The following is a 26,812-nucleotide window of genomic DNA, read 5'->3' as shown; positions in this document are numbered from 1 at the left end:
GCCGCGGCGGCCGCCGGCGCGACCGCGGCCAGCAGCGGGGCCAGCCGCGGTGCCGGCACGGCCACGATCACCGCGTCGGCGCCGTGCAGCGCCCCCTCGTCGTCGCGCACACTCCAGCCTGGTCCGTCCGGCGCGATCTCGGTCGCGCAGGCCTGCACCCAGCGCAGCCCACTGCGGGCCACCAACTCGTCGAGCAGCACCTGGTAGCCGCCCTCGATGGCACCGAACACCGGGCCTGCGGTGCTGCCGGGCAGCGCGCGCCGGCCGGCCTCGGTCAGGCTGGCCGCGCCGGCGTCCAGCGCGGCGGCCAGCGTCGGCGCCGCGGCACGGATGCCGATGGTGGCCGCCGATCCGGCGTAGACGCCGGAGAGCATCGGGTCCACCGACCGGGCCACCACCTGCGCACCGAACCGGTCGGCGACCACGTCGCCGACGGCCGGGTCGGCGCCCTTCTGCCACGTCAGCGCCCGGTTGGGTTCGGCCGCCATCTGCGCAATCGTCGCGTCGTCGACCAGGCCGGCCACCGAGGCCGCCGAGGTGGGGATGCCGTTGACGGTGTCCGGGGGCAGCGGGTGGATGCGGCCCTGGCTGAAGATCGTGGGCCGAACGCCGGTGGTGCTGATCTGGCGGCCGGCCAGGCCGAGCTCGGCCAGCAGCGCGGGCACCTCGGGCCTGCGCACCACGAACGCCTCGGCACCGATGTCCATCGGCTGCCCGCCGACGCGTTCGGTCCGCAGGATTCCGCCGAGCCGGTCGGCCGGGTCCAGCACCGTGATCTCGGCGTCCGGACCGGCCAGCGCCCGCAACCGGTAGGCCGCGACCAAACCCGAAATACCGCCCCCGACAACGCAATATCTCACAACGAGTGCACCAGGCCCACCAGGTCCGTCAGCAGCCCGGGATCGGTGCCCGGCAGCACGCCGTGACCGAGGTTGAAGATGTGCCCGGCGGCGCCGGCGTCGACCGCCAGCCGACCGTCGTCGACCACCGAACGCGCCGCCCGCTCGACCACCGGCCAGCCGGCCAGCAGCACGACGGGGTCCAGGTTGCCCTGCAATGCCACGTTCGGACCGACCCGCAGCGCGGCGTCGGCCAGTGAGGTCCGCCAGTCGACGCCGACGACGCTGGCACCGGCCTGCGCCATCGCGCCGAGCAGTTCGGCGGTGCCCACCCCGAAATGGGTCATCGGGACGCGGTAGTCAGCCAGCGCGGCGAACACCCGGGCGCTGTGCGGCAACACATGGGCGCGGTAGTCGGCCAGCGACAACGTGCCCGCCCAGGAGTCGAACACCTGGATGGCGTCCACCCCGGCGTCCAATTGCACCTTGAGGAAGCCGATGGTCAGGTCGGTCAGCAGCCCCATCAGCGCATGCCAGGTCGACGGGTCGGCCAGCATCATCGCCTTGGTGCGTTCGTGCAGTTTGCTCGGGCCGCCCTCGATCAGGTACGACGCCAGCGTGAACGGGGCGCCGGCGAACCCGATCAACGGCACCTCGCCCAACTCGGCCACCAGCAGCCCGACCGCGTCGGCGATCGCACTGACCCGCTGCAGCTCAAGACCTTTCATGGCGTCCACGTCGGCCGCGGTCCGCACCGGATGGTCGATCACCGGGCCCACGTCGGGCACGATGTCGAGTTCGATGCCCGCACCGCGCAGCGGGACGACGATGTCGGAGAACAGGATCGCCGCGTCCACCCCGTGCCTGCGCACCGGCTGCATGGTGATCTCGCAGACCAGCGCGGGGTCGAAGCAGGCCTGCATCATGGTGTTCTTGGCCCGCAGTTCGCGGTACTCCGGCAGGGACCGGCCGGCCTGGCGCATGAACCAGACCGGGATGCGGCTGGGTTTACGGCCACTGGCGGCGGCCAGATAGGGCGCCTCTGGCAGCTGGCGACGGGTACTCATCGCGTCCATGCTGCCACGGCCTGCTCGAACCGGCCCACGAGCCCTGAGCCGCCCGAGCGCTTGCGCTCCTACGCGCCGGATCACAGGCAAATCGGCGCGCCTGCCTCCTCGACCTCGACGATAGGGCTAGCGTCAATTGACGTGACCACTGCGGAACCGGCGCTTTTCCGCGAGGCGGTGGCGGCGATGAACACCGCCGAGGTACGGCCGGAGATCGAGCTCGGTCCGATCCGCCCACCTCAACGTCTCGCGCCGTACAGCTATGCGCTGGGCGCGGAGGTCAAGCACCCCGAAACCGAGATCGTTCCCGAGCGCTCCGAGGGCGACGCGTTCGGCCGGCTGATCCTGCTGCATGATCCCGACGGCTCGGAGGCCTGGGACGGCACCATGCGCCTGGTCGCCTACATCCAGGCTGACCTGGACTCCAGCGAGGCCGTCGACCCACTGCTGCCCGAAGTCGCCTGGAGCTGGCTGGTCGACGCCCTGGAGAGCCGAGCCGAGGCCGTCACCGCCCTGGGCGGCACCGTCACCGCCACCACTTCGGTGCGTTATGGCGACATCTCCGGCCCGCCCCGCGCCCACCAGCTGGAGCTGCGCGCGTCGTGGACGGCCACCACCATGGCACTCGACACACACGTCCAGGCCTTCTGCGAGGTGCTCGAGCACGCCGCAGGCCTGCCGCCGGTCGGAGTGACAGATCTGGGATCACGCTCCCGCGCCTGATATGACACTCGATGATGACGCCGCCACCACGGTGTCCGATGCCCCCGCCGACGACACCGGTGACGCCCCCGAGGCCACCCCGCTGCTGTGTCCCGCCGACGGCGTGCCGCCGCTGTCGGTCAGCGTCGACGAGATCGCCCGGGCAGCCGACCAGCTGGCGAAGGGCACCGGCCCGTTCGCCGTCGACGCCGAGCGGGCCTCCGGGTTCCGCTACTCCAACCGCGCCTATCTGATCCAGATCCGGCGCGCCGGGGCGGGCACCGTGCTGATCGACCCGGTCAACCACGGCAACAGCCCGATCGACGTGTTGCGACCGGTGGCCGAGGTGCTCTCCGAGGACGAATGGATCCTGCACGCCGCCGACCAGGACCTGCCGTGCCTGGCCGAGGTGGGCATGCGGCCGCCCGCGCTGTACGACACCGAGCTGGCCGGCCGGCTGGCCGGCTTCGAGCGGGTGAACCTCGCGGCGATGGTGCAGCGCTTGCTGGGGCTTGGCCTGGCCAAGGGGCACGGGGCCGCGGACTGGTCCAAACGGCCGCTGCCCGACGAGTGGCTGAACTACGCAGCACTGGACGTCGAGGTACTCATCGCACTGCGTGAGGCGATCGCCGACGTGCTGGCCGGGCAGGACAAAAGCGCTTGGGCCGCCGAGGAATTCGAATACCTGCGCTGCGCCGACGCGACACCGACCCGCCGGGACCGCTGGCGGCGAACCTCCGGGATCCACAAGGTCCGCGACCGGCGCGCGCTGGCCGCGGTGCGCGAGTTGTGGACCGTGCGCGATCAGATCGCCCGCCGCCGCGACATCGCACCGGGCCGGATCCTGCCCGACTCCGCGATCGTCGCCGCCGCGGTGGCCGACCCGAAAACGCCGGAGGACCTGACCAAGCTGCCGATCTTCGGCGGCCACAAGCAACGCCGCAGCGCCCACATCTGGCTGGCTGCGCTGGAGTCCGCCCGCACCAACCCCGAACTGCCCGACAGCGCCGAGCCGCAGAACGGCCCCCCGCCCGCGGTGCGCTGGGCCAAACGTAAACCCGAGGCCGCCGCCCGGTTGGACGCCGCCCGGGCGAAGCTCTCCGAGCTGTCCGAGCGGCTGAACGTTCCGACCGAGAACCTGGTCTCCCCCGAACTCGTCCGCCGGTTGTGCTGGGACTGGCAGGACAGCTCCGACGTCACGACCGCCGTCGACGCCTTCCTGCGCGACGGCGGGGCCAGGCAGTGGCAGCGCACGCTGGTGGTACCCGCGCTCGCGGAGGCGCTGAACCCGCCGGCCGCCGGCGAGCCCTGACCACTCGGGGTTCGCCCGCGGCACCTAGACGGTGGTCGACACGTCCCCAGATGTCTGCCCGGGCGCCGAAAGCGGCGAATCCTTGACGCTGGATTGCAGGCCTCTGCTCGGGTCCGGGCTGTCGAACGTCACGTCCGTGATCTTCCAGGTGGTGTTGCCCATCTGCACCGTGAAGTCACCATGGTCGCGGAACATGGGCTCCTGCACGCTCAGTGTCACCCTGGTGTACGGCTTGGCATCAATCGGGAACTTCTCCGAATAGGACGTCGTCCGGGTCCAGGTATGGGTGTAGGTCGCACTCAACTCGGCATTGACGATCTTGATGAGCGTCACCGACAACTTGGTTCCGACCACAAGGCTGTTCGTATGCGTCTCATCGACACTCACCAGCGTCTCGAAGTGCTGGTCAAGGCTGGTGTTGTTGGAGAACGCGGTGTACGGCGCGAAGGCGGTGTACGTCTTGTCCTCGCCGGTTGCCTTGAACGAACATGTGCCCGTCTTCTCGTCTTTACAGACGTACTCGAGCACTTCGGTCTGCGCTTGCGGGTTGTCCGGGCCGATCTCGATGACCGTGCCGGGAAGGTCGAAAAAGCGAACGGTTCTGGCGTCTTGCCAGTCGGTCGGTCCGCACGAGCCGCTCGATGACGCCAGGCACTTGACTTTCGTCACGCCGGTGAAGGCCGCGGCGGCCATCTGCGCCGCGTAATAGCCGTCCGGAGCTCCGAACCAGGCCCGAACCTCGCCGCTTTTCGCAGGGGCGTAACCGACCTCGAAGTGGGCGTATTGACCGGGTTGGATCACCGTCCCGATCGGCGGGGCGGACTTCGGGTTGTCACCGTCGGTGTGGTCAAACGTCAACGGCTTACTGCTGAGGTTGTAGATGTTGAAACCCTCTGTGGTGCCGAGGTTTCCAGGGTCTTCACCAGTGCCCTCGGTGAACACCGAAACGGTGATCCGGGTCGTGCCGTTCCCCTGGAACAGGTGCAGGTGTCGCCCGGTATCCGTCACCGCGATTACGAAACTGTCGACCCCGCCGGTGATTTGGTGTGCCGCACTCGGAGTGTAGGCATAGGAGCCATCCGGTTTCACCGTCACCGTACCGCCGGACGGACCTCCGACGACCCTGTAACTCAACGAATCACCCTCAGGATCTGTGGCATCGACCGTCCCGGTGACATCACCGTTGGACTCCGTCACCGGCTTGCCGGCCTTCACCACCGGCGATCCGTTGAACACCGTGCGCTGGATCTGCCTGACGACCGCTTCCAGCGCCACCTGCAGCGGCGCCACATCGACGGGCAACCTCGGCCACTGCACCGACGCTTTCACCCCAGCCGCCGGCGACGCGACGGGACCCCGCACCAGCGCCGGTGCCGAGCGGGCAACACTGATTCGCCGGGCCGAACCCACCGCGCCCCCACCATCGCCGGCCGCAAGCCGCACGGCAGGCCTACCGGCAGCGGGCGACACCGTCCGCCGGGGATCCGTCGCCCCCCGCTTACCGTGCCCCACACCGTGAACGGACTGCCCACCCGAACCCGTATCCGCCTGCGCCACAGCACACACCGCAGTCGACAAACCCAGCCCGACACCCCCCGCCGCGACCGCCACAGCGACCGAGCGCCCGATCCGCCTCATCACACACCCACCAGACGCACCGGTTGCGCGACAGTGGTCTTGTCGTCCGTGACTGCCGAAACGTGCGAGGAGTCGGAGAGCTCAGACTCCTCCGCGCCGACATCGAGGCCTCTGTTCGGGTCCGGGCTGTCGAAGTACACGCCGCGGATGAGCCACGTGGTGTTGCCCAGCTGCACTGTGAAGTCGCCAAAGTCTCGGAACATGGGCTCGCGAACGGTGAGTGTCACCTTCGCATCCGGCTTCACGGTGATCTTGTAGGTCTGCTGGACGGTTTCGGTGCGGGTCCAGGTATGGGTGTATGTGGCGTTCAATTCCGCGTTGATGATGCTGATGAGCTTCACCGACAACTTGGCGCCGACTGCCAGGCTGTTGGTGTGGGTTTCCACGACTTTCACCGTCACCTCCCATCTCTGCTGTTGGTCGGTCCGGTTGGAGTACGAGCCGTAGGGCGTTGTGGGGACGGTGTAGGTCTGTGTCTCACCGGTCGCCTTGAACGCGCATGTTCCCGGCTTGGCATCGCCACACAGCGACTCGAGCACCTTGGTTTGCTCGTCCGGGTTGTCAGGACCGATCTCGATCACCGTGCCGGGCAGGTCGAACAGACGGATCGTGCTGGCGTAGGTCCAATCCGTGGGTCCGCAGGTGCCACCCGACGATGCGCCACATTTGACCAACGAATCTCCGTAGACCGCTCCCACCTTCATTTGCGCGGCGTACCAGTCACCTGGCTTCGCGAACCAAGCCCTCACCTCATCCTGCGCCGCAAGGTAGTAGGTGAGCTCGAAGTGGGCATATTGTCCGGGCTGGATCACTGTGCCGGGCCGGGGGGCCTCGGCGGGTTTGTCGCCGTCATAGTGATCGAAAGTCAACGGCTCACCGCTGAGGTTGTAGACGTTGAAACCTCTTGTAGCGCCGAGGTTTCCGGGGTCTTCACCGTTGCCCTCGGTGAACACCGAGACGGTGATCCGAGTGGTGCCGTTCCCCTGGAACAGGTGCAGGTGTCGCCCGGTGTCGGTCACCGCGACTACGAAACTGTCGACCCCGCCGGTGACCTGGTGTGCCGCACTCGGAGTGTAGGAGTAGGAGCCGTCCGGATTCACCGTCACCGTACCGCCGGACGGACCTCCGACGACCTTGTAGCTCAACGGATCACCTTCGGGATCAGTCGCAATGACCGTCCCGGTGACGTCACCGTTGGACTCCGTCACCGGCTTGCCGGCCTTCACCACCGGTGACCCGTTGAACACCGTGCGCTGGATCTGCCTGACCGCCGCCTCCAGCACCGCCTGCACCGGCGCCACATCGACCGGCAGACTCGGCCACTGCACCGAGGCTTTCACCCCAGCCGCCGGCGACGCGACGGGACCCCGCACCAGCGCCGGTGCCGAGCGGGCAACACTGATTCGCCGGGCCGCACCCACCGCACCCCGCACAGCGGGCGACACCGTCCGCCGGGCATCCGTCGCCCCCCGCTTACCGTGCCCCACACCGTGAACGGACTGCCCACCCGAACCCGTATCCGCCTGCGCCACAGCACACACCGCAGTCGACAAACCCAGCCCGACACCCCCCGCCGCGACCGCCAGGGCGATCGACTGCCCGATCCGCCTCATCGCTGACCCTTCGGACGCACCGGTGATTCGTCGTCAACAAGCACGGCCAGATATTTACACACGGAACAATTAATTCCCGGGCGCGGGGACGGTGGTGGATCAAAGCTTCAGCGCGAATTCACCAACCAGACACCCGAGATGGCGCGCGACGAAGGGGTATTGGCACGGGATTGCCGCTGCACACCGCGATCAGTCGCGGACGTCCTTCTCCGACGACGCCATCACGACATCAAGTCGCTAGTCGACCTGCTCGCTCACGGTCTCTTCGAGCGTCCCCAGCGCAGCCACCCAACCGGTCACCTGACGAGCGATGTTCTGCTCGGTCAGACCCACCTCGGCGAGCACCTCGCCGCGCCCGGCATGATCCAGGAACTGTTGCGGCACACCGACATCACGGCACGGGACGTCGACCTCGGCGGCGCGCAACGCGGCCGACACCGATGAGCCCACCCCGCCGCGCAGCCCGTTGTCCTCCATCGTGACCACGAGTTTGTGCGATTTGGCCAGTGGCACAAGCGCATCGGGCACCGGGATCACCCAGCGGGGATCGACCACCGTGACGCCGATCCCCTGGTTGCGCAGCCGGTGGGCGACCTTGAGCGCCATCGACGCGAACGATCCCACCGCGACCAGCACCACATCGTTGCTCAAGCCCTCGGCCGGGCGGGCCAGGATGTCCACGCCCGAACGCCGCTCGAGTGCCGGGATATCCTCGCCCACTTCGCCTTTGGGGAAACGAATGGCAGTCGGGCCGTCGTCGACGTCGAGTGCTTCGCCGAGCTCCTCACGCAGCCGCGCGCCGTCACGCGGGGCGGCCACCCGGATACCGGGCACCACGTTGAGGATCGACAGATCCCACATGCCGTTGTGGCTGGCGCCGTCGTTTCCGGTGATCCCGGCCCGGTCCAGCACCATGGTGACCGGCAGCTTGTGCAGCGCGACGTCCATCATGACCTGGTCGAACGCCCGGTTGAGGAACGTCGAATAAATCGCCACCACCGGATGCAGGCCGCCCATCGCCAGCCCGGCGGCCGAGGTCATCGCATGCTGTTCGGCGATCCCGACGTCGAACAGCCGGTCGGGAAAGCGCTCGCCGAATGCCGACAGCCCGGTCGGGCCCGGCATGGCCGCGGTGATCGCGACGATGTCGCGCCGCTTGGCCGCGTACGAGATCAGCGCTTCGGAGAACACCGAGGTCCAGCCCGGCGCCGCGGACTTGGTGGCCAATCCGGTGTCGGGATCGATCACGCCGCAGGAGTGCATCTGCTCGGCCTCGTCGTTCTCGGCCGGCGCGTACCCCATCCCCTTGCGGGTGACCACGTGCACGATCACCGGGGCGTTGAAACCGCGGGCATGCCGCAAGGCGGTTTCCACGGCGTGTTCATCGTGGCCGTCGATCGGGCCGACGTACTTCAGCCCCAGATCGGTGAACATGACCTGCGGGGACAGCGCATCCTTGATACCGGCCTTGACGCTGTGCATGGCCTGGTAGCAGGCCTCACCGACGACCGGGACGCCGCGCACCGCGACCCGGCCGCGCTCCAGCAGCCGTTCGTACCCCGGCTGCAGCCGCAGCCCAGCAAGGTGATCGGCCAGCCCGCCGATGGTCGGGGCGTAGGAGCGGCCGTTGTCGTTGACCACGATGACCACCGGCCGGCGCGCGGCGGCGATGTTGTTCAGCGCCTCCCAGCACATGCCGCCGGTGAGGGCACCGTCACCCACCACCGCGACGACGTGGCGGTTGCGGTGCCCGGTCAGCTCGAAGGCCTTGGCCAGCCCGTCGGCGTAGGACAGGGCGGCCGACGCGTGGCTGGACTCCACCCAGTCGTGCTCGCTCTCGGCCCGCGACGGATAGCCCGACAGGCCATCCTTCTTGCGCAGCGTGTCGAAGTCGGCGGCGCGACCGGTCAGCATCTTGTGCACGTAGGCCTGGTGACCCGTGTCGAAGATGATCGGGTCGTGCGGCGAGTCGAACACCCGGTGCAGCGCCAGGGTGAGTTCGACCACGCCGAGGTTGGGACCGAGGTGACCACCCGTGGCAGCGACCTTGTGAATCAGGAACTGGCGAATCTCGACGGCCAGCTCGGTCAGCTGCGCTTGGGTCAGGTGCTGGAGATCGGCGGGGCCGCGAACCTGGTCAAGCATCAGGCAAGTCTACCCACCGGGCCTGGAATCAGTCCTGATGAGACTCGTAGATGTCGGGCACGCCGTCATGGTCTTGGTCACGGGTCTCCAGCTCCCACACCAGCCGGTAATGCCGGTTGCGCAGCCGCAGCACGATCGCGGCCAGCAGGGCCGCCAGCAAACTCCCAGCGAGCACGGCGACCTTGACGACGTCGTGGCGCGGCGACCCCGGTTCGTAGGCCAACTCGCCGATCAGCAGCGATACCGTGAACCCGATCCCGGCCAGCAGCGACATCCCGAACACGTCGATCCAGCGCAGTGCCGAGTCCAGGCTGGCCCGCGTCACCGCGGCCAGCGTCCAGGTGGTGCCGAACACCCCGACGGTCTTGCCGACCACCAGCGCGGCCACGATCCCCATCGCGATCGGATCGCGCAGAGCCGTCACCAATCCGTCATATCCACCGAAGGTCACCCCGGCGGCGAAGAACGCGAACACCGGGACCGCGAACCCCGCCGACACCGGTCGCATCAGATGCTCGAAATGTTCGGCCAGCCCAGGCCCGGCCTCCGGGCCGCCCGCCGCCGCGCTGCGCAGCACCGGGACGGTGAACCCGAGCAGCACCCCGGCGACCGTGGCGTGCACCCCCGACTCGTGGACGAAGGCCCAGGTGAGCACCGCCAGCGGGATGAGCAGCCACCAGGACCGGACCCGCCGCTGCACCAGCACCGCGAACAGCGTCAGCGGGATCAGCGCCACCAGCAGCGGTGTCAGCTTGATGGTGTCGGTGTAGAACACCGCGATCACCGAGATCGCCAGCAGGTCGTCGACCACGGCCAGGGTGAGCAGGAACGTGCGCAGGGCGGCCGGCAGGTGGGTGGACAGCACGGCCAGCACGGCCACCGCGAACGCGATGTCGGTGGCGGTGGGAATGGCCCACCCCCGGGTCGCACCGTCGCCGACGTGCTGGGTGAACGCCAGGAAGATCACCGCGGGCACCACCATGCCGCCGACGGCCGCAGCGATCGGCAGCGCAGCGCGGCCGGGATCGCGCAGGTCACCGGCGACGAACTCGCGTTTGAGTTCGAGCCCGACGACGAAGAAGAAGATCGCCAGCAGCCCGTCGGCGGCCCAGCCGCCCAGGCTGAGATCCAGATGCAGGCCCAGCCGGTCGGTGCCGACGTGGAATTCGGTGAGCTGGTGGTAGGCCTCCGACCAGGGCGAGTTGGCCCAGACGAGGGCCGCCGCGGCGGCCAGCAGCAGCAGCGCGCCGCCGACCGTCTCCTTGCGCAGGATCGTGGTGATGCGCGAGGTTTCCGACCACGAACCGCGGGCGAACAACGCACGGTGCAGCAACGGCTTACGGTCGGCCACAGTCACCTCGGGGTCACGAGCACGGAAAGGACAACGCCGACCAGACTTCCCGGCACACCGCGGGTCAGTCTAACCGGGCACGGTGACTCATCTCACTTCGTCAGCAGCGCCACGCACTCGACGTGATGGGTCAGCGGGAACGAGTCGAACACCCGGATCTGCTCGACGGTGTAACCGTGCCCCCGATAGAGCCCCACATCGCGGGAGAACGATGCCGCCTCGCAGCCGATGTGGATCACCCGCGGCACGCCGGCCGCCGCGAGCAGATCGATGATCTCGCGCCCGGCACCCGAGCGCGGCGGGTCCAGGACCGCGATGTCGGCACCGCCGCGTTGGGCGGTCAGCGCCCGGCGCACCGAATCGGTGACCACCTCGACGACCGGCAGATCCGCCAGCGCCGTGCGCGCCGCCGCGGACGCCGCCCGCGAGGTGTCCACCGTCAGCACCCGTCCGGTCTCGCCGACGGCGTCGGCCAGCGCCGCGGCGAACAGCCCCGCACCGCCGTAGAGATCCCAGGCCGTGCCCCCGGCGATGCCCTGCGCCCAGCCGGCCACCAACGCGCTGTAGGTCGTGGCGGCGTCGCGATGAGACTGCCAGAACCCGGTCACCGGCACCCGCCAGACTCGCCGGCCCACCCGCTGCACCGCATCGAGAGAACCCTCGGCGCGGTGGCCGCGGCGCTGCTGGCGGTTGGTGCACACGATGTGCCGGGTGCCGTCGTCGTCGGTGACCACGTGCACCTGGTCGCCCGGCTTCCAGCGCGAGCCCTCGAGACCGCCGATCAGGCCGTCACGCAACTGGCCGCACCGCAGATCGGTGACCAGCTCCGAGCTGTGATAGCGGTGAAATCCGGCGTGGCCCTGGGCATCCACCGACAGCCGCACCCGAGTGCGCCAGCCTTGGGCGGCGCCGTCGCCGAGCGGTTCGGCCACGCCGTCCCAGGGGAAGTCGCCGAGGCGGGCCAGTTGATTGGCCACCACCTGGCCCTTGAGCACCCGAGCCGCCTGCGGCGCGACGAAGGCCAGATCGCAGCAGCCGGCCCGGCCCACCCCGGCGATCGGGCACAGCGACTCGACCCGGTCGGGCGACGGCTCGAGAACCTCGATCGCCTCAGCGTGCCAATACGATCCGCGGTCACCGGTCACCCGGGCGCGCACCACCTCACCGGGCAGTGCATAACGCACGAATACCACCCGGCCCTCATGGCGCGCGACGCAGCTGCCCCCGTTGGCGGCCGCACCGGTGGACAGCACCAGTTCGACCGAATCCCCCTGTCCCACTATCGATTCACTCCAGGAAGCCTCGGCGCACATCGCCGGGTGCGTTCTGCGCCTCCAACTCATGCACCCGTTCAGACGAATTGAGTTGCCACGGAACCGAAGTCACCATCACGTTGGGCATGAACAGCAGACGCCCCTTGAGCCGCAGGGCGCTCTGGTTGTGCAGCACCTGCTCCCACCAGTGGCCCACGACGTATTCGGGAATGAACACCGTCACCACCGTGCGCGGCGCTTCCTTGCTGATCCGCTTCACGTAGTCCAGTACCGGCCGGGTGACCTCCCGGTACGGGGAGGCAACGACTTTCAGCGGGACGGTGATGTCGCTGTCCTCCCACTTGTGCACCAGCTGGCGGGTCTCGGAATCGTCGACGTTGACCGTGATCGCCTCCAGCACGTCGGGCCGGGTGGCCCGGGCATAGGACAGCGCGCGCAGCGTCGGCATGTGCAGCTTGGAGACCAGCACGACGGCGTGATTGCGGCTGGGCAGCACCACCTCGCCCTGCTCGGCCTCCTGCTCGGCCAGCTCGCGGGCCACCGTGTCGTAATGCTTGTGGATCGCCTTCATCAAGATGAACAGGCTGGACATCGCCAGGATCGCGATCCAGGCGCCGGCGACGAACTTGGTCACCAGCACCACGATCAGCACGGCGCCGGTGGCGATGAAGCCGATCGTGTTGATCACCCGCGAGCGCTGCATGTGGGCACGGGCGCGCGGATCGGTCTCGGTGCGCAGGTGCCGCGTCCAGTGCCGGACCATGCCGATCTGGCTGAGGGTGAACGACACGAACACACCCACGATGTAGAGCTGGATCAGCGCGGTGACCTCGGCCCGGAAGGCGACGACGAATGCGATCGCGGCCGCGGCCAGAAACAGGATGCCGTTGGAGAAGGCCAGCCGGTCGCCGCGGGTGTGCAGCTGGCGAGGCAGGTAGCGGTCCTGGGCCAGGATCGAGCCCAGCACCGGGAACCCGTTGAAGGCGGTGTTGGCGGCCAGCACCAGGATCAGCGCGGTGACGCCGGTGATCAGCCACAGACCCAACGGGAAGCCGGCGAACACCGTGTCGGCGAGCTGGGCCACCAGGGTCTTCTGGTGGTAGTCGGCGGGCGCCCCGCCCAGCTGCTCGGCCGGGCGTTCGGCGATCTTCACCCCGATCTTGGTGGCCAGCAGGATGATGCCGATCAGCAGCGCCACCGCGATCGAGCCGAGCAGCAGCAGGGTGGTGGCGGCGTTCTTGGACTTGGGCTTGCGGAACGCGGGCACGCCGTTGCTGATCGCCTCGACACCGGTGAGCGCGGCGCAGCCCGACGAGAAAGCCCGGGCCACTAGGAACACCAGCGCGAAACCCATGACGTCGCCATGCTCGGAATGCATCGTGAACTTGGCCGATTCGGCCTGCAGGTTGTCCCCCAGCACGTAGATCTGGAAGAAGCCCCAGATCAGCATGATGAACATCCCCGCGATGAAGGCGTAGGTGGGGATCGCGAACGCGGTACCCGATTCCCGGATGCCGCGCAGGTTGGCCGCGGTCAGGATCACGATCGCGGCGACGGCGAACGCCACCTTGTGCTGGGCGATGAACGGAAACGCCGAGCCGATGTTCGACATCGCCGAGGCCATCGACACCGCCACGGTCAGCACGTAGTCGACCAGCAGGGCACTGGCCACCGTCAGACCCGCCGTCGGGCCCAGGTTGGTGGTCACCACCTCGTAGTCGCCGCCACCGGACGGGTAGGCGTGCACATTCTGCCGGTAGGAGGCCACCACCACGAGCATGACCAGCGCGACCGCCACCCCGATCCACGGCGCCATCGCGTAGGCGGACAGCCCCGCCACCGAGAGCACCAGAAAGATCTCCTCCGGCGCGTAGGCCACCGACGACATGGCGTCGGAGGCGAACACCGGCAGGGCGATGCGCTTGGGCAGCAGCGTGTGACTCAGCTTGTCGCTGCGGAACGGCTGCCCCAGGACCAGCCGACGTGCGGCGGTCGAAAGCTTAGACACGAGTGCCAAGCGTAAGCCCATGACGTTTTGGCTGTAGCGTTCCCCATACGGTCAGGTCGACACGGGACCATGTCGAGAGGACGCCAGGTGCGGGTAGTGGTGATGGGGTGCGGCCGGGTCGGCGCGTCGCTGGCCGACGCGCTCTCCCGGATCGGCCACGAGGTGGCGATCATCGACCGGGACCCGACAGCGTTCCACCGGCTCTCCCCCGACTTCTCCGGCGAGCGGGTGCTGGGCATGGGTTTCGACCGAGAAGTGCTGCTGCGCGCCGGGATCCAGAACGCCGACGCGTTCGCCGCGGTGTCCTCCGGCGACAACTCGAACATCATCTCCGCGCGGGTGGCCCGCGAGACGTTCGGGGTGCACCGCGTGGTCGCGCGCATTTATGACGCCAAGCGTGCGGCGGTGTACGAGCGCCTCGGCATCCCGACGGTGGCCACCGTGCCCTGGACCACCGACCGATTGCTCAACGCCCTGGTCCGCGACACCGAGACCACCAAATGGCGCGACCCGACCGGCACGATGGCCGTCGCCGAGGTGACCCTGCACGAAGGCTGGGTCGGCCACCGGCTGACCGCCCTCGAGGAGGCCACCGGCGCCCGGGTCGCATTCGTGATCCGGTTCGGCACCGGCATCCTGCCCGAGCCCAAGACCGTCGTGCAGGCCGGTGATCAGGTCTACATCGCGGCGGTGTCCGGGCGCGCCGCCGAAGCGCTGGCCCTGGCCGCGTTGCCGCCCGGCCCGGACGTCGGAGAGGGGCACTGAGATGGGCGACAAACGGCTCAAGGTGGCGATCGCCGGGGCAGGCGCTGTCGGCCGGTCCATCGCCCGCGAACTGCTCGAGAGCGAGCACGAGGTGACGCTCATCGAGCGCAACGCCGAACATCTCGACGTCGACGCGATCCCGGCCGCGCACTGGCGACTCGGCGACGCCTGCGAGATCAGCCTGCTGGAATCGGTACACCTGCAGGACTTCGACGTGGTCGTCGCCGCGACCGGTGACGACAAGGCGAACGTCGTGCTGTCGCTGCTGGCCAAAACCGAGTTCGCGGTGTCGCGCGTGGTCGCCCGGGTCAACGATCCCCGCAACGAGTGGCTGTTCGACGACTCCTGGGGCGTGGACGTGGCGGTGTCCACCCCGCGGATGCTGGCCTCGCTGGTCGAGGAGGCGGTGGCGGTGGGCGATCTGGTCCGGCTGATGCAGTTCCGCCAGGGCCACGCCAACCTGGTCGAGATCACCCTGCCCGACGACACCCCCTGGGGCGGGCGCCCGGTGCGCAAGCTCGTCCTGCCCCGCGACGCCACCCTGGTGACGATCCTGCGCGGGCCGCGGGTGATCGTTCCCGAAGCCGACGAACCGCTCGAAGGGGGCGACGAACTGTTGTTCGTGGCCGCGCCCGAGGTCGAAGACGAGCTGCGCCAGACGGTGCTGTCGGCCTCGACCGGCTAGCGGCGGCGCGCCGGCGCAGGCGGTGGCCCGTCCCGGTCGTGACACGCCGCGACGGCTGCCGCCGACTCCGTCGACAGGGCGGGCCGATCGTCCCGGATGCCGACCGCCGAGACGACGCCGGCGATCACCAGCAGCACCGCCGAGGTCACCATGCCGTGCCGGAAACCGTCGAAAGTCATTGCACCACCGACGATCACGGCGGTGAAGGCGATCGCGATCAGGCCCGAGACGCGGGCCACCGCATTGTTGATCGCCGAGCCGATACCGCTCTGCGACGGCGGTACGGCCGCCAGGATCGCCGCCGTCAGCGGCGACACCGCGACCGACAGGCCCGCCCCGAACAGAGTCAGGCCGGGCAGCGTCTGCAGCCACACGTTGCCGGACACCAGCGCCATCCAGCCGAACCCCGCCGCGGCGATCAGGGGGCCTGCCGTCATGAACCGGCGCGGGCCGTAGCGACCCGCCAGCGCCCCGAACCGGGCGGCCAGCAGGAATGACAGGATCGGCACCGGCAGGGTCGCGAGTCCGGCCTGGGCCGGCGAGAGCCCCCCGACCTCCTGCAGGAACAACGCCACCAGAAGCTGGCCCAGCGAGATGCCCGCATAGAGGAAGACGGTGCTCAGATTGCCGACCGTGAAGTTGCGGCCGGCGAAGATGCCTGGCGGCAGCATGGGCGCGCTGGTGCGCCGCTCCCACCAGCCGAAGCCGATCAGGCACGCCGGCCCGCCTGCGAGCGCCGCGATGATCACCGGGTGGCTCCAGCCGAGGCGCTGCTGCTCGATCATCGCGAACACGGTGGCGCCCAGCCCGGCCGTGGTGAGCGCCGCACCGACGACGTCGATGCCCGGGTGTGCCTTGTTCCGCGGTTCGGCGGCCAGCCTGCCGGTGAGCACGAGCGTCACGGCCAGCGGCAGCAGGTTGACCGCGAACACCCACCGCCAGCCCAGGGTGTCGACCAGCAGCCCGCCCAGCAGCGGCCCGATCACGAACGCGGTCCCGGTCCATGCCGTCCACACCCCGATCACCCGGGACTGTTGGGTGCCGGCGAATCTGGCGTTGAGCATCGCCAGCGAGCTGGGGACCAGGAACGCCGCGCCCAGCCCCTGCAGGCAGCGGCCGATGATCAGTACCGCACCTGAGGGCGCCATCGCACACAGCAGCGAGGCCAGTCCGAACAGCAGCAGCCCGGCCTGCAACACCCGGCGCCGGCCCACCGTGTCGGAGATTGCGCCGGCGACCAGGATGAGGGCGCCGAGCGTCAACAGATACCCGTCGACCACCCACTGCTGGGTGACCAGACCGCCGCCGAGTTCGGCGCTGATGGCCGGCAGTGCCAGGTTCACCACCGAGCCGTCCAGGAAAGCGACGAAGGAAGCCAGCACTGCGACGGCGACCAACAGACGGTCGCCGCGGTCAGCCACCGGGCTCAGTCGGCGGCGGGCGCCGCGTCGGCGTCGTGGGCAGCGTGGTCGGCGTGGATGGCCCGCTGGGCGACCCGGATCGCCAGATAGGTGACCAGCGCCGCCACCGCGGTCAGCGGCCACCCCATCGCAATGCGGGCCACCCCCAGCCAGCCGGTCTGGTCCAGGTCGTAGAGGTGCCGCTGGACGACGAACCGCGACGCGAACACCAGCACCCAGGTCACGGTCGCGATGTCGAAGGCCAGCACGGCCCGCCGGCTGCCGCGCCAGGTGCGGTCATGGCTGGTGACCCAGCTCCACACGTAGCCGACGATCGGGCGGCGGATCAGCACCGACAGCGCGAACACCGTGGCCCAGATCAGCGACGTCCAGATCCCAAGCAGGAAGTAGCCTTTCGAAGCCCCGACGAGCCAGGCGATCAGTGCGCTGATCCCGACGCCGATGAAGCCGGAGACGGCCGGTTGCACGGAATCGCGGCGGACCAGGCGCCACACCAGGATCAGGGCGGCCGCCGCCAGTGCTGCGCTGATCGCCGGCACCAGGCCGAAGGCGGTGTTGACCGGCACCAGGACAGCCACCGGCAGCGCCGAATAGATCAGTCCGCTGACGCCGCCCATCTGGGCCAACAGCGCCTGCGCCGGAGTTCGCTCGGGGCCGGTCGCGTCGTCGGTGCTTGCGGATTCTTCGCTGTCGGCGGGGAGGCTCAAGTCTGGATCTCGTAGTGCGGGTTGTAGATGGCCTTGGCGCCGTTCTCCAGGGTGCCCAGCCGGCCGCGTACGCGCAGCGCCCGGCCCGACTCGATTCCCGGGATCCGGCGCTGTCCCAGCCACACCAGCGTCACGGTGTCGGTGCCGTCGAACAGTTCGGCCCGCACGCCACCGGCACATCCTTTGGCATTCATCTCCACGCTGCGCAATGTGCCCACCATGGTGACCTCCTGGCCACGCTGGCAATCGATCGCGCGCTGCGCGCCGGTGCTCGCGGCCTCGTCGGTCAGTTCCTCGACGTCTCGCTGCTCAGGGTCCTCCGTCAGCCGACGGGTGAGACGGCGGACAAAACTTTCGGCCGTAGCCATGGCCTCTCCTGATACTTCAGCGGATCACAATGCCAACGCAACGGTAGACCTCTTAGTTCCGTAATGCCACGTGGCATACCCGTGGCGCCCGTGGCTAATCCGGGGCAGGGCAGGATCATGAGATGACCATCACATTTCGCGGCGTCACGGCCGTCCTGCTGCCCGGAACGGGCTCCGACGACGACTACGTCTACCGGGCGTTCGCCGCGCCGCTGCACGGGGTCGGTGCGGTGGTCACGACACCGCGACCGCAGCCGGCTCGGCTGGTGGCCAGCTACCTCGACGCGCTCGACGACGCGGCCCGCCACGGCCCCGTCATCGTGGGCGGGGTGTCGATCGGCGCGGCGGTGGCGCTGGCCTGGGCGATAGCCCACCCCGGCCGGGCGGTGGGGGTGCTGGCCGCGCTGCCGGCGTGGACCGGGGCGGCGCAATCGGCTCCGGCCGCGCTCTCGGCCCGGCACACCGCTCACCAGCTGCGCACCGCCGGCCTGGTCGCCACGACCGCACAGATGCAGGCGTCCAGCCCGCCCTGGCTGGCCGACGAGCTCACCCGAAGCTGGCTGGGCCAGTGGCCGGAGCTGCCCGATGCGATGGAGGAAGCCGCCGACTACGTCGCCCCGAACATCGCCGACCTGGAACGGCTCAGTGTGCCAATGGGCGTGGTCGGCGCCTCCGACGACCCGATCCACCCGCTGGAGGTGGCGCTGGAATGGGTGGCCGCGGCGCCGCGGGCGGCGTTGCGGACGGTCCGGCTCGACGACTTCGGCCCCGAGCCTGCGGTGCTGGGGGCGGCGTGTCTGGCGGCGCTCGACGAAGCGGCGCAGTAGCCGCTCAGCCGCCGGTGCTGGTGCTGCGCAGCTGCTGCATGGCCGAGCCGGACGCGCTGCGCCGCTCGGTCGGCAGCTGACTCTGCGCTTGCTGCTCCTGCATCAGCGCCTGCTGGGCGGCGACCATCTGGGCCTGCTGGGCGGCGGCCTGCCGCAGCTGCTCGAGCATCGGCTCAGGCAGCTGGACCGGCAACGGGGTGCGCACCGGCAGCGGCGTATCGCCTCGGCGGACCACGGTGTCGGCCAACGCTTCTCGCGCTTCGGCGACCAGCGCGGCCATGGCCTCCGGAGCACCGTTGACCACGCAGCGGATCATCCAGCGGTAGCCGTCCACCCCGATGAAACGCACCACCCCGGCGCCGGTGCCGACCACCTCGCGGCCCCAGGGCCCGGTCTCGATGGAGACCTGGGCGTTGTCCTTGCGCAGCGAGTCGGCCAGTTCCGAGGCCACTTCCCGCCACAGGCCGGGGGATTTCGGTGCCGCGTAGGCGGCGATGGTGAACCGCCCGTTGGGTGTGACCACCCACACCGCGCTCGGCACGCCCACCTCGTTGAGTTCGACCTGAACCTGGCCGGCCGCGGGCATCGGCACCAGCACCGAGCCCAGGTCGAGCCGGGCCGCCACGGCGTCCTCGGGGTCGTCGAAATCCTCGACGTCGAAGGGACCGCCCTCATAGTCGGCGTCGCCCTCGTCGACGTCGGGTTCGGTGGCCGCAGTGTCCGCCGAATCCGGCGCCGCCTCCGCCGTGTCGTCCACAGCCTCGCTGGTGACCGGATCGTTCTTACGTCTGCCGAATGCCATCACAAACTCGCATGTCCGCCGGAGGATCCGTGGCCGCCCTCGCCACGGGTGGTGTCAGCCAGTCCGGCCTCGTCGAACGAGACCACCTCGACCAGCTCTGGGAGTTCGACCCGCTGGACCAGCAGTTGGGCGATGCGGTCACCACGCCGGATGGAGATCGGCGTGATGGGGTCGAGGTTGATCAACGACACTCTGATCTCGCCGCGATAGCCGGCGTCGATGGTGCCGGGGCTGTTGACGATCGAAAGTCCCACGCGCGCAGCCAAACCCGAGCGTGGGTGGATCAGTCCGACCATGCCGTGCGGGATCGCCACGGCGATGCCGGTACCCACCAGGGCCCGGTGGCCGGGCGCCAGCTCGACATCCTGCGCACTGAACAGATCCACGCCTGCATCGCCGTCGTGGGCGCGGCTGGGCATCGGGAGATCGCGGTCTAGGCGAACCACCGCAAGACTGGTGGGCACGATGCCACAGACTACCCTTGGCCGCGTGTCTGGTTCGCGTGTGACCTCGCAAACCGTGCGGTATCGCGAGCGGCTCTGGGTTCCGTGGTGGTGGTGGCCGATCGGCCTCGGCGTGGCGGCGCTGATCGCCAAGGAAGTCACCATGGGTGTGCGCACCTTGCCGGTCTGGCTGCCCTACACGCTGCTCGGTGCCGTCGCGGTCGGTGTGCTGTTGTGGCTGAGCCGCACCGAGGTCCGGGTGGTGACCGACGGGGCGAGCGGGGGCGTCGAACTGTGGGCCGGTCAGGCCCACCTGCCGGTGTCGGTGGTGTCCCGGTCGGCCGAGATCCCACCGACGGCGAAATCCGCGGCGCTGGGCCGCCAATTGGATCCGGCCGCCTACGTCGTGCACCGCGGCTGGGTCGGCCCGTTGGTTCTGGTGGTGCTGGACGATCCGGACGACCCCACGCCGTACTGGCTGGTCAGCGCCCGTCATCCCGATCGGGTGCTGTCAGCTCTGCGCAGCTAGGCGGCGCAGTCGGTGCAGATCATCACGCCGTTCTTGTCGCTGGCCAGCCGGCTGCGGTGGTGCACCAGAAAGCAGCTCGAGCAGGTGAATTCGTCGGCCTGCTTGGGAACGACCCGGACAGACAGTTCCTCACCGGACAAATCGGCGCCGGGCAGTTCGAAGTTCTCCGCGGAATCGGTTTCGTCGACGTCGACCACCGCCGACTGCGCCTCATTGCGGCGTGCCTTCAGCTCCTCGAGCGAATCCTCGGAGACCTCGTCGGTCTCGGTGCGCCGCGGAGCGTCGTAGTCGGTAGCCATCTTTTGTCCCCTCGTAACCTCAGCATGGCTTTGTATCAGCGTCGAACGGATCCGCCAAACAATTCGTGCCCAGATCACCGAGAACCCAGGTGTGATTTACGTCACATAGATTGATCTGGTGCGACGGGCGTGTTCGACCGGTCCTGGTCGGCTGCCTCTAGAGTGCATCCGTGGTCGCTCACATCACGGAAGGCACGGCCTTCGACAAGCACGGCCGTCCCTTCCGTCGGCGCAACTACCTGCCCGGACTGATCGCCCTCGGCGTCATGTTCGCGGTGACCGCCGTGGTGTGGGCGTTCGTGCTGACCCGCCCGGTGGACGTCCGCGAGGCGGCGGCGTGCAATCCGCCCCCGCCGGCCACCGATCCGGCTGCTCCCACACTCGGCGCACAGGTGTCACACGCGTCGATGCTCGACGTCACGCCCGCCAAGCTCGTCGACGCCAAGATCCGGGTGCTCAACGCCAGCGGGCAGGGCGGTCAGGCCGGCGAGGTCGCCGGCGAGCTGCGCGACCTCGGCTTCGCCCAGCCCACCGCGGCCAACGACCCGATCTACGCGGGGGCCCGGCTGACCTGCCAGGGCCAGATCCGCTTCGGCTCCTCAGGCCGGGCCGGTGCGGCCGCGGTGTGGCTGGTGGCGCCCTGCGTGGAGCTGTTCCAGGACGACCGCAAGGACGATTCGGTGGACCTGGCGATCGGCACCGACTTCACCACCCTGGCCCACAGCGACGACATCGACGCCGTCCTGGCCGGCCTGCGCCCGGGTGCCACCGAGCCCGCCGACTCGGCGCTGATCACCAAGATCCACAACGGCACCTGCTGAGCCGGCTACGGCAGCGGGCGCAGTCCCCCGGCCCGGTCCAGCGCCTCGATCAGCGCCCCGGCGATCCCCGGGGCGGCCACCACCGTCAGCGGGCCGTCCGCGCCCGAGTCGGTGGCCGGGGGCAGCACGGCCAGCGCGCCGGCCTCGGAGGCCACCAGCGCACCGGCTGCCCAGTCCCAGACGTTGAGGCCGTGTTCGTAGTGGGCGTCGAGGCGGCCCGCGGCCACCATGCACAGATCCAGGGCGGCCGACCCGACCCGGCGGATGTCGCGCACCTGTGGCAGCAGCTGGGCCAGCAACGCCGCCTGTTCGGCGCGCCGCCGCGGCGCATAGCCGAATCCGGTGCCGACCAAGGCCATCGACAGGTCGGTCACCGCGCTGCAGCCGAGGCTGCGACGCTGTCCGTCGCTGTAGACCTGGGCGCCCTGACCGCTGGCCGCGGAGTACACGTCGCCACTGACCACGTCGGCCACCGCGCCGGCCACCGAGACGCCGTCGATCTGCGCGGCGATCGAGATCGCGTACGCCGGAATGCCGTAGACGAAGTTGACCGTGCCGTCGATCGGGTCGATCGCCCAGCAGACCGTGCCGGCATCGCCGGCCGCCGTTCCACCGCCCTCCTCGCCCAGGATCGCGTCACCGGGCCGTAGCGTGGCCAGCCGATCCCGTAGCAGCAGTTCGGTTTCGGTATCCACCACGGTCACCGGATCGGTCGGCGTGCTCTTGGTCTGGACCGAATCCGATCCGATCGGGTCGTCGCCGTCGCCGAAGATCTCCGCGCGGCGGCTGCGGACGAAGGCGGCGGCTTCGGCGGCCAACTGCTCGGCCACCGCCCGCAATTGCTCACCCCGGTTGTCGGTCACCGGCTTATCGCAGCACAGAGGGGCGGCCAACCACTAGTGTGTGGAGCGCGCAGACCGCCCGCCTCGCCGAGGAGCAGCCCATGCCCGACACCGAATCCCCCACCTCCGGACAGAACCGCGGCTTCGGGGTCGATGTCGGCGGCAGCGGAGTCAAGGGCGGCATCGTCGATCTCGACACCGGCAAACTCATCGGCGACCGCTTCAAGCTGCTCACCCCACAACCGTCGACGCCGGACGCAGTGGCCGCGACCGTCGCCGAGGTGGTCCGCCACTTCGACTGGACCGGCCCGCTGGGGGTCACCTACCCCGGCGTCGTCGTCAACGGCGTCGTGCAGACCGCGGCCAACGTCGACAAGGGCTGGATCGGCACCAACGCCGCCGAGGTCATCAGCGGTGTCCTGGGCGGTCAACCGGTCACCGTGCTCAACGACGCCGACGCCGCCGGCCTGGCCGAGCAGCGCTATGGCGCCGGCCGCAACAAGAACGGTGTCGTCGTGCTGCTGACCTTCGGAACCGGAATCGGGTCCGCGGTGATCCACAACGGCCAGCTGCTGCCGAACACCGAGTTCGGGCACCTCGAGGTGGACGGCAAAGAAGCCGAGCACCGCGCCGCCTCATCGGTGAAGGAACGCAAGGACTGGAGCTACCCACGCTGGGCCGAGGAAGTCACGAAAGTGCTGATCAGCATCGAGAACGCGATCTGGCCCGACTTGTTCATCGCCGGTGGCGGCATCAGCCGCAAGGCCGACAAATGGATCCCGCTGCTGGAGAACCGGACCCCGGTGGTGGCTGCGGAGCTGCAGAACGAGGCCGGCATCGTGGGCGCGGCGATGGCGGCTCAAGCCGACGTGACCCGCTGATTTTTCGCCGCTCGGCGCGGTGGGGGCCGCTGTAGTCGTTACAATGGTCGACGGCGGCCGCCTACCGGATAGCGGCGAGAATCCGAACACGAGATCCACGCCAATAGTCCTCATAGCCGACGCTTTCGGTGGAGCCCCCGCGCCCGCCGAGAGCCAGCACGACCGAAAGGGTGTACGTGGCAGCGACGAAGGCAAGCCCGGCAACCGATGAGCCGGTGAAGCGCACCGCCACCAAGACTCCCGCGAAGAAGCCGGCGGCCAAGGCCGCCAACGGTTCCGCGCCGGCCAAGCGTGCCGCCAAGGCCGCGCCGCGCGCCGCCGCAGGGGAAGCCGGCGACTCGGAGATCACCGACGCCACCGCCGTCCCGACGAAGGCGCGCGCAACCAAGGCCGCCGCGAAGAAGGCGCCCGCCGCCCGCGGACGTGCCAAGAAGGACGCCGCACCCGCCGACGGCGATGCCGAGATCGGCGCCGACGAGGACCTCGACACCGATCTCGACGTCGACCCCGATCTCGACGTCGCCGACGACGACCTGGAACTCGACGACCTCGAGGACGTGGCCGACGAGGCTGAGGACGACACCGCCGAAGCGGCCGACGACGACAGCGAGGAAGGCGACGAGGCCGCCCCCACCGGCAAGGCCGCGGCCGACGGCGAGGCCGCCGACGAAGAGGACATCGCCGAACCGTCGGAGAAGGACAAGGCCTCCGGCGACTTCGTCTGGGACGAAGAGGAGTCCGAGGCATTGCGGCAGGCCCGCAAGGACGCCGAGCTCACCGCATCGGCCGACTCGGTCCGGGCTTACCTCAAGCAGATCGGCAAGGTCGCGCTGCTCAACGCCGAGGAGGAGGTCGAACTCGCCAAGCGGATCGAGGCCGGCCTCTACGCCACCCAGTTGATGGCCGAGAAGACCGACAAGGGCGAGAAGCTGCCGGTGCAGCAGCGCCGCGACATGCAATGGATCTGCCGCGACGGCGACCGCGCGAAAAACCATCTCCTCGAAGCCAACCTGCGCCTGGTGGTGTCACTGGCCAAGCGCTACACCGGCCGCGGCATGGCGTTTTTGGACCTGATCCAGGAGGGCAACCTCGGCCTGATCCGCGCGGTGGAGAAGTTCGACTACACCAAGGGCTACAAGTTCTCCACCTACGCCACCTGGTGGATCCGTCAGGCCATCACCCGCGCGATGGCCGACCAGGCCCGGACCATTCGCATCCCGGTGCACATGGTCGAGGTCATCAACAAGCTCGGCCGCATCCAGCGCGAGCTGCTTCAGGACCTGGGCCGCGAGCCCACTCCCGAAGAGCTGGCCAAGGAGATGGACATCACGCCGGAGAAGGTGCTGGAGATCCAGCAGTACGCCCGTGAGCCGATCTCGCTGGACCAGACCATCGGCGACGAGGGCGACAGCCAGCTCGGCGACTTCATCGAGGACTCCGAGGCGGTCGTGGCCGTCGACGCGGTGAGCTTCACGCTGCTGCAGGATCAGCTGCAGTCGGTGCTGGAGACGCTCTCGGAGCGCGAGGCCGGCGTGGTGCGGCTGCGGTTCGGCCTGACCGACGGTCAGCCGCGCACCCTCGACGAGATCGGCCAGGTCTACGGGGTCACCCGCGAGCGGATCCGCCAGATCGAGTCCAAGACCATGAGCAAGTTGCGCCACCCCAGCCGTTCCCAGGTGCTGCGCGACTACCTGGACTAGGTGCGCCCTAACCGCGCGGCCGGGAGAGCCAGCTGCGCCATGACGGCCGGCGAAGGGTTTTCAGCTGCCGGGCGATGCTGTCCATGAGGGCGTCGTCGCAGTCGACGGTCAGCGCCAAGGTGTGGAATTCGGTGGCGTCCGACTCTCGCCAGCCCAGGCTCGGAATGACGGCGACGAAGCCGACGAGCTGCGAGACGAATCGATCGACCCCGTCGAGCGAGGCATCGACCAGGCGCGCCATGTCGTCGATCACAGCGCGATAGCCGTCGGGCGCTTCGACGCCCCGGGTGTCGCGGGCCAGGATCAGGTTGTTGCGATAGAAATCGATGACGACCGTGGCGGCGGCGGTGACATCCTGCGGGGTGGGTTCGGCATCGTAGAGGTCCTGATCGCCGAACAGGCGTCGGAACGACGGTGCCACCATCGCGCGTTCCAGCTCCTCCTGCAGTTCGAGCAGCCTGGACAAGACGCCGTGGTAGAGGACGAGGAGATCGTCAGAGGTCTCGACGCTCCTGCGCGACGCGGACCCCAGACCGTGCCGATGCGCCTCGACGGCGGTCTGCAGTTTCTGCTTGCGCCAGACCAATTCCGAGGCGAATCCCGCCAGCTCCCAATACTTCGGGCGGTCGCGGAACAATCGTTCGAGTTGCTCGGGAGTGTGCGCGAGATCGGCGATCTCCCCATCGAACTCGTCTGACACCTGACGCCACCCCCGGCTGTTGATCGACCTTTCAGAGAGATCGAGTATCACTGGCGGCACCGACAACAACTCGCGACGTCCCCTGATACAGCGGTGCCAAAATTTGCTGCTGAACGCACATAGCGGCGTGCGGCCGTGGCCATCGTGTCATGATCAGGCTGATCAGCTCACCCCGAACCCCCAGGCCGAAGGGTTGCCATGTCCCCACACCGTGCGTGCCGACCCACCTCCCCGGTTTCCATGACGACGCTGTCGCTCGCCGTCGGAGCGACCTTCGCGGGCGCGGGGCTGTTGTTGGCCACCGCCGGCACCGCGTCGGCAGCACCCGCCGACACGAGCTCGCCCAGCGGTCTTCAGTGCCTGATGACGAACACGGGGTGCACGGCGAGCGCCGAGGTGGTCGCGAGTTCGGCAGCGGCCTCCCCGACGGTGCTGGCCGCCGCCGTCAGCGACATCTCGATCCGCGACGTACCGATCATCGGCATCTTCATCGGCAACGGCGCCGACGCCCAGCCCGGTTGCGTCGGTAGCGCCTGCGACGGCGGCAACGCCGGACTGCTGCTCGGCAACGGCGGTAACGGCCTGGACGGCGGGAGCGGCGGCGCTGGTGGCTTCTTCTTCGGCCGCGGCGGGAACGGCGGCGCCGGGATCACCGGCGCCTCGGCCACGGTTCCCGGTGACGACGGCGAACACGGCGGCAACGGTGGCGCCGGTGGCGCCGGCGGGTTCTTCTTCGGCCGCGGCGGCGACGGCGGCGCCGGCGGCGTGGGCGGGAGCGGCGGAAACGGCGCCTCCGACAGCCCGACCTTCGGCGGCAGCGGCGGCCAGGGTGGCAACGGCGGGGACGGCGGCGCTGGCGGGCGCGGGGGTTTCTTCGGCCTCTTCGGCAACAACGGCTCCACCGGCAGTGGCGGCAACGGCGGGACCGGCGGCGCCGGCGGCGGCACCTTCACGACGCAATTCGCCGGTGTCGGCGGAAACGGCGGAAACGGTGGCAACGGCGGCCAGCTCGGCGGCCAGGGCGGCACCGGCGGGACCGGCGGCCTCGGCCAGACGGGCGGCGACGGCGGCAA

Annotated in this window: 25 protein-coding genes and 1 pseudogene; 10 read left to right on the top strand and 16 right to left on the bottom strand. The window is 69.4% G+C overall.

Annotation, left to right across the window (positions count from 1 at the left end):
• Together MSZK_RS33025 and hemE are read right to left on the bottom strand one after the other, a co-directional pair.
• A partial coding sequence (locus tag MSZK_RS33025) for an FAD-dependent oxidoreductase (protein WP_233211323.1) occupies positions 1–860 on the bottom strand: 860 nt, incomplete at its 3' end.
• Positions 857–1,906: a uroporphyrinogen decarboxylase gene (hemE, locus tag MSZK_RS14935; protein ID WP_099249174.1), complete on the bottom strand. Its 1,050-nt coding sequence runs from the start codon at positions 1,904–1,906 to the stop codon at positions 857–859. The genes hemE and MSZK_RS33025, both read right to left, overlap by 4 nt.
• 186 nt (positions 1,907–2,092) lie before the next feature.
• On the opposite strand from hemE, the gene MSZK_RS14930 reads away from it, so the two are divergent.
• Positions 2,093–2,629 carry a DUF3000 domain-containing protein gene (locus MSZK_RS14930; protein WP_233211329.1) on the top strand — a complete coding sequence of 179 codons (537 nt, stop codon included), beginning with the start codon at positions 2,093–2,095 and terminating at the stop codon, positions 2,627–2,629.
• A gap of 1 nt (position 2,630) precedes the next feature.
• The gene (locus MSZK_RS14925; RefSeq protein WP_099249050.1) at positions 2,631–3,920 is read left to right on the top strand and encodes a ribonuclease D; all 1,290 of its coding nucleotides are present in this window, start codon (positions 2,631–2,633) and stop codon (positions 3,918–3,920) included.
• Between the two features lie 24 nt (positions 3,921–3,944).
• Here MSZK_RS14925 and MSZK_RS14920 read toward each other — a convergent pair whose 3' ends face one another.
• From MSZK_RS14920 to MSZK_RS14895, 6 genes are all read right to left on the bottom strand, one after another.
• Positions 3,945–5,210: an Ig-like domain-containing protein gene (locus tag MSZK_RS14920; protein ID WP_099249048.1), complete on the bottom strand. Its 1,266-nt coding sequence runs from the start codon at positions 5,208–5,210 to the stop codon at positions 3,945–3,947.
• Between the two features lie 347 nt (positions 5,211–5,557).
• Positions 5,558–7,171 (bottom strand): Ig-like domain-containing protein, encoded by a 1,614-nt coding sequence (locus tag MSZK_RS32375; protein ID WP_158230584.1) that lies wholly within the window; start codon positions 7,169–7,171, stop codon positions 5,558–5,560.
• Positions 7,172–7,408: 237 nt separating this feature from the next.
• Positions 7,409–9,316 (bottom strand): 1-deoxy-D-xylulose-5-phosphate synthase, encoded by a 1,908-nt coding sequence (dxs, locus tag MSZK_RS14910; protein ID WP_099249046.1) that lies wholly within the window; start codon positions 9,314–9,316, stop codon positions 7,409–7,411.
• A 28-nt stretch (positions 9,317–9,344) separates the two neighbouring features.
• The gene (gene nhaA, locus MSZK_RS14905) at positions 9,345–10,667 is read right to left on the bottom strand and encodes a Na+/H+ antiporter NhaA (RefSeq protein ID WP_099249172.1); all 1,323 of its coding nucleotides are present in this window, start codon (positions 10,665–10,667) and stop codon (positions 9,345–9,347) included.
• Between the two features lie 92 nt (positions 10,668–10,759).
• The gene (locus MSZK_RS14900) at positions 10,760–11,980 is read right to left on the bottom strand and encodes a TRAM domain-containing protein (protein WP_102869261.1); all 1,221 of its coding nucleotides are present in this window, start codon (positions 11,978–11,980) and stop codon (positions 10,760–10,762) included.
• Positions 11,955–13,949, bottom strand: a complete 1,995-nt coding sequence (locus MSZK_RS14895) for an APC family permease (RefSeq protein WP_099249170.1) — start codon at positions 13,947–13,949, stop codon at positions 11,955–11,957. Before MSZK_RS14895 ends, MSZK_RS14900 begins: the two co-directional genes overlap by 26 nt.
• Before the next feature lie 87 nt (positions 13,950–14,036).
• On the opposite strand from MSZK_RS14895, the gene MSZK_RS14890 reads away from it, so the two are divergent.
• Both MSZK_RS14890 and MSZK_RS14885 read left to right on the top strand, forming a co-directional pair.
• Positions 14,037–14,714: a TrkA family potassium uptake protein gene (locus MSZK_RS14890; protein ID WP_099249042.1), complete on the top strand. Its 678-nt coding sequence runs from the start codon at positions 14,037–14,039 to the stop codon at positions 14,712–14,714.
• A 1-nt stretch (position 14,715) separates the two neighbouring features.
• Positions 14,716–15,399, top strand: a complete 684-nt coding sequence (locus MSZK_RS14885) for a TrkA family potassium uptake protein (protein WP_099249040.1) — start codon at positions 14,716–14,718, stop codon at positions 15,397–15,399.
• Here MSZK_RS14885 and MSZK_RS14880 read toward each other — a convergent pair.
• The 3 genes from MSZK_RS14880 to MSZK_RS14870 all read right to left on the bottom strand — a co-directional run bounded on the left by MSZK_RS14880 (position 15,396) and on the right by MSZK_RS14870 (position 17,895).
• Positions 15,396–16,820, bottom strand: coding sequence for an MFS transporter (locus MSZK_RS14880; protein WP_099249039.1), 1,425 nt, complete (start codon positions 16,818–16,820; stop codon positions 15,396–15,398). The two genes, MSZK_RS14885 and MSZK_RS14880, sit on opposite strands and share 4 nt — an antisense overlap.
• A 5-nt stretch (positions 16,821–16,825) precedes the next feature.
• Complete coding sequence (locus MSZK_RS14875) at positions 16,826–17,437, bottom strand: DUF3159 domain-containing protein (protein WP_199203347.1); 612 nt, start codon at positions 17,435–17,437, stop codon at positions 16,826–16,828.
• A gap of 86 nt (positions 17,438–17,523) precedes the next feature.
• The gene (locus tag MSZK_RS14870) at positions 17,524–17,895 is read right to left on the bottom strand and encodes an OB-fold nucleic acid binding domain-containing protein (RefSeq protein ID WP_099249035.1); all 372 of its coding nucleotides are present in this window, start codon (positions 17,893–17,895) and stop codon (positions 17,524–17,526) included.
• Between the two features lie 122 nt (positions 17,896–18,017).
• Here MSZK_RS14870 and MSZK_RS14865 point away from each other — a divergent pair, with 122 nt between their 5' ends.
• Positions 18,018–18,722, top strand: coding sequence for a serine aminopeptidase domain-containing protein (locus tag MSZK_RS14865; protein WP_099249032.1), 705 nt, complete (start codon positions 18,018–18,020; stop codon positions 18,720–18,722).
• A 4-nt stretch (positions 18,723–18,726) separates the two neighbouring features.
• Here the strand turns inward: MSZK_RS14865 and MSZK_RS14860 are convergent, their stop codons facing one another.
• Positions 18,727–19,527, bottom strand: a complete 801-nt coding sequence (locus tag MSZK_RS14860) for a DUF3710 domain-containing protein (protein ID WP_371411338.1) — start codon at positions 19,525–19,527, stop codon at positions 18,727–18,729.
• On the bottom strand, positions 19,524–19,988 hold the full coding sequence (gene dut, locus MSZK_RS14855; RefSeq protein WP_099249028.1) for a dUTP diphosphatase: 465 nt from the start codon (positions 19,986–19,988) through the stop codon (positions 19,524–19,526). Before dut ends, MSZK_RS14860 begins: the two co-directional genes overlap by 4 nt.
• 25 nt (positions 19,989–20,013) lie before the next feature.
• Here dut and MSZK_RS14850 point away from each other — a divergent pair, with 25 nt between their 5' ends.
• On the top strand, positions 20,014–20,496 hold the full coding sequence (locus tag MSZK_RS14850; protein WP_102869260.1) for a DUF3093 domain-containing protein: 483 nt from the start codon (positions 20,014–20,016) through the stop codon (positions 20,494–20,496).
• Here MSZK_RS14850 and MSZK_RS14845 read toward each other — a convergent pair.
• Positions 20,493–20,795, bottom strand: a complete 303-nt coding sequence (locus MSZK_RS14845) for a DUF4193 domain-containing protein (RefSeq protein ID WP_005145714.1) — start codon at positions 20,793–20,795, stop codon at positions 20,493–20,495. The genes MSZK_RS14850 and MSZK_RS14845 overlap by 4 nt on opposite strands.
• 170 nt (positions 20,796–20,965) lie before the next feature.
• Here MSZK_RS14845 and cei point away from each other — a divergent pair, with 170 nt between their 5' ends.
• Positions 20,966–21,616 carry an envelope integrity protein Cei gene (gene cei, locus MSZK_RS14840; protein ID WP_099249024.1) on the top strand — a complete coding sequence of 217 codons (651 nt, stop codon included), beginning with the start codon at positions 20,966–20,968 and terminating at the stop codon, positions 21,614–21,616.
• Between the two features lie 5 nt (positions 21,617–21,621).
• Here the strand turns inward: cei and MSZK_RS14835 are convergent, their stop codons facing one another.
• Positions 21,622–22,479, bottom strand: a complete 858-nt coding sequence (locus tag MSZK_RS14835) for an inositol monophosphatase family protein (protein ID WP_099249022.1) — start codon at positions 22,477–22,479, stop codon at positions 21,622–21,624.
• A gap of 80 nt (positions 22,480–22,559) precedes the next feature.
• Between MSZK_RS14835 and ppgK the strand changes: the two genes are divergently transcribed.
• The gene (gene ppgK / locus MSZK_RS14830) at positions 22,560–23,339 is read left to right on the top strand and encodes a polyphosphate--glucose phosphotransferase (RefSeq protein ID WP_099249168.1); all 780 of its coding nucleotides are present in this window, start codon (positions 22,560–22,562) and stop codon (positions 23,337–23,339) included.
• Between the two features lie 176 nt (positions 23,340–23,515).
• Positions 23,516–25,039, top strand: a complete 1,524-nt coding sequence (locus tag MSZK_RS14825) for an RNA polymerase sigma factor (RefSeq protein WP_099249166.1) — start codon at positions 23,516–23,518, stop codon at positions 25,037–25,039.
• A 7-nt stretch (positions 25,040–25,046) separates the two neighbouring features.
• Here MSZK_RS14825 and MSZK_RS14820 read toward each other — a convergent pair whose 3' ends face one another.
• Positions 25,047–25,739: a hypothetical protein gene (locus tag MSZK_RS14820; RefSeq protein ID WP_099249021.1), complete on the bottom strand. Its 693-nt coding sequence runs from the start codon at positions 25,737–25,739 to the stop codon at positions 25,047–25,049.
• A 240-nt stretch (positions 25,740–25,979) separates the two neighbouring features.
• Here MSZK_RS14820 and MSZK_RS14815 point away from each other — a divergent pair.
• A pseudogene (locus MSZK_RS14815) lies at positions 25,980–26,812 on the top strand (hypothetical protein); the annotation flags it as partial.

The organism is Mycobacterium sp. shizuoka-1 (assembly GCF_002723835.1).
In the GTDB taxonomy this organism is placed as follows: Bacteria; Actinomycetota; Actinomycetes; order Mycobacteriales; family Mycobacteriaceae; genus Mycobacterium.
The sequence above is the reverse complement of the archived record's forward strand: the minus strand, read 5'-3'. Positions and strand labels throughout refer to the sequence as shown.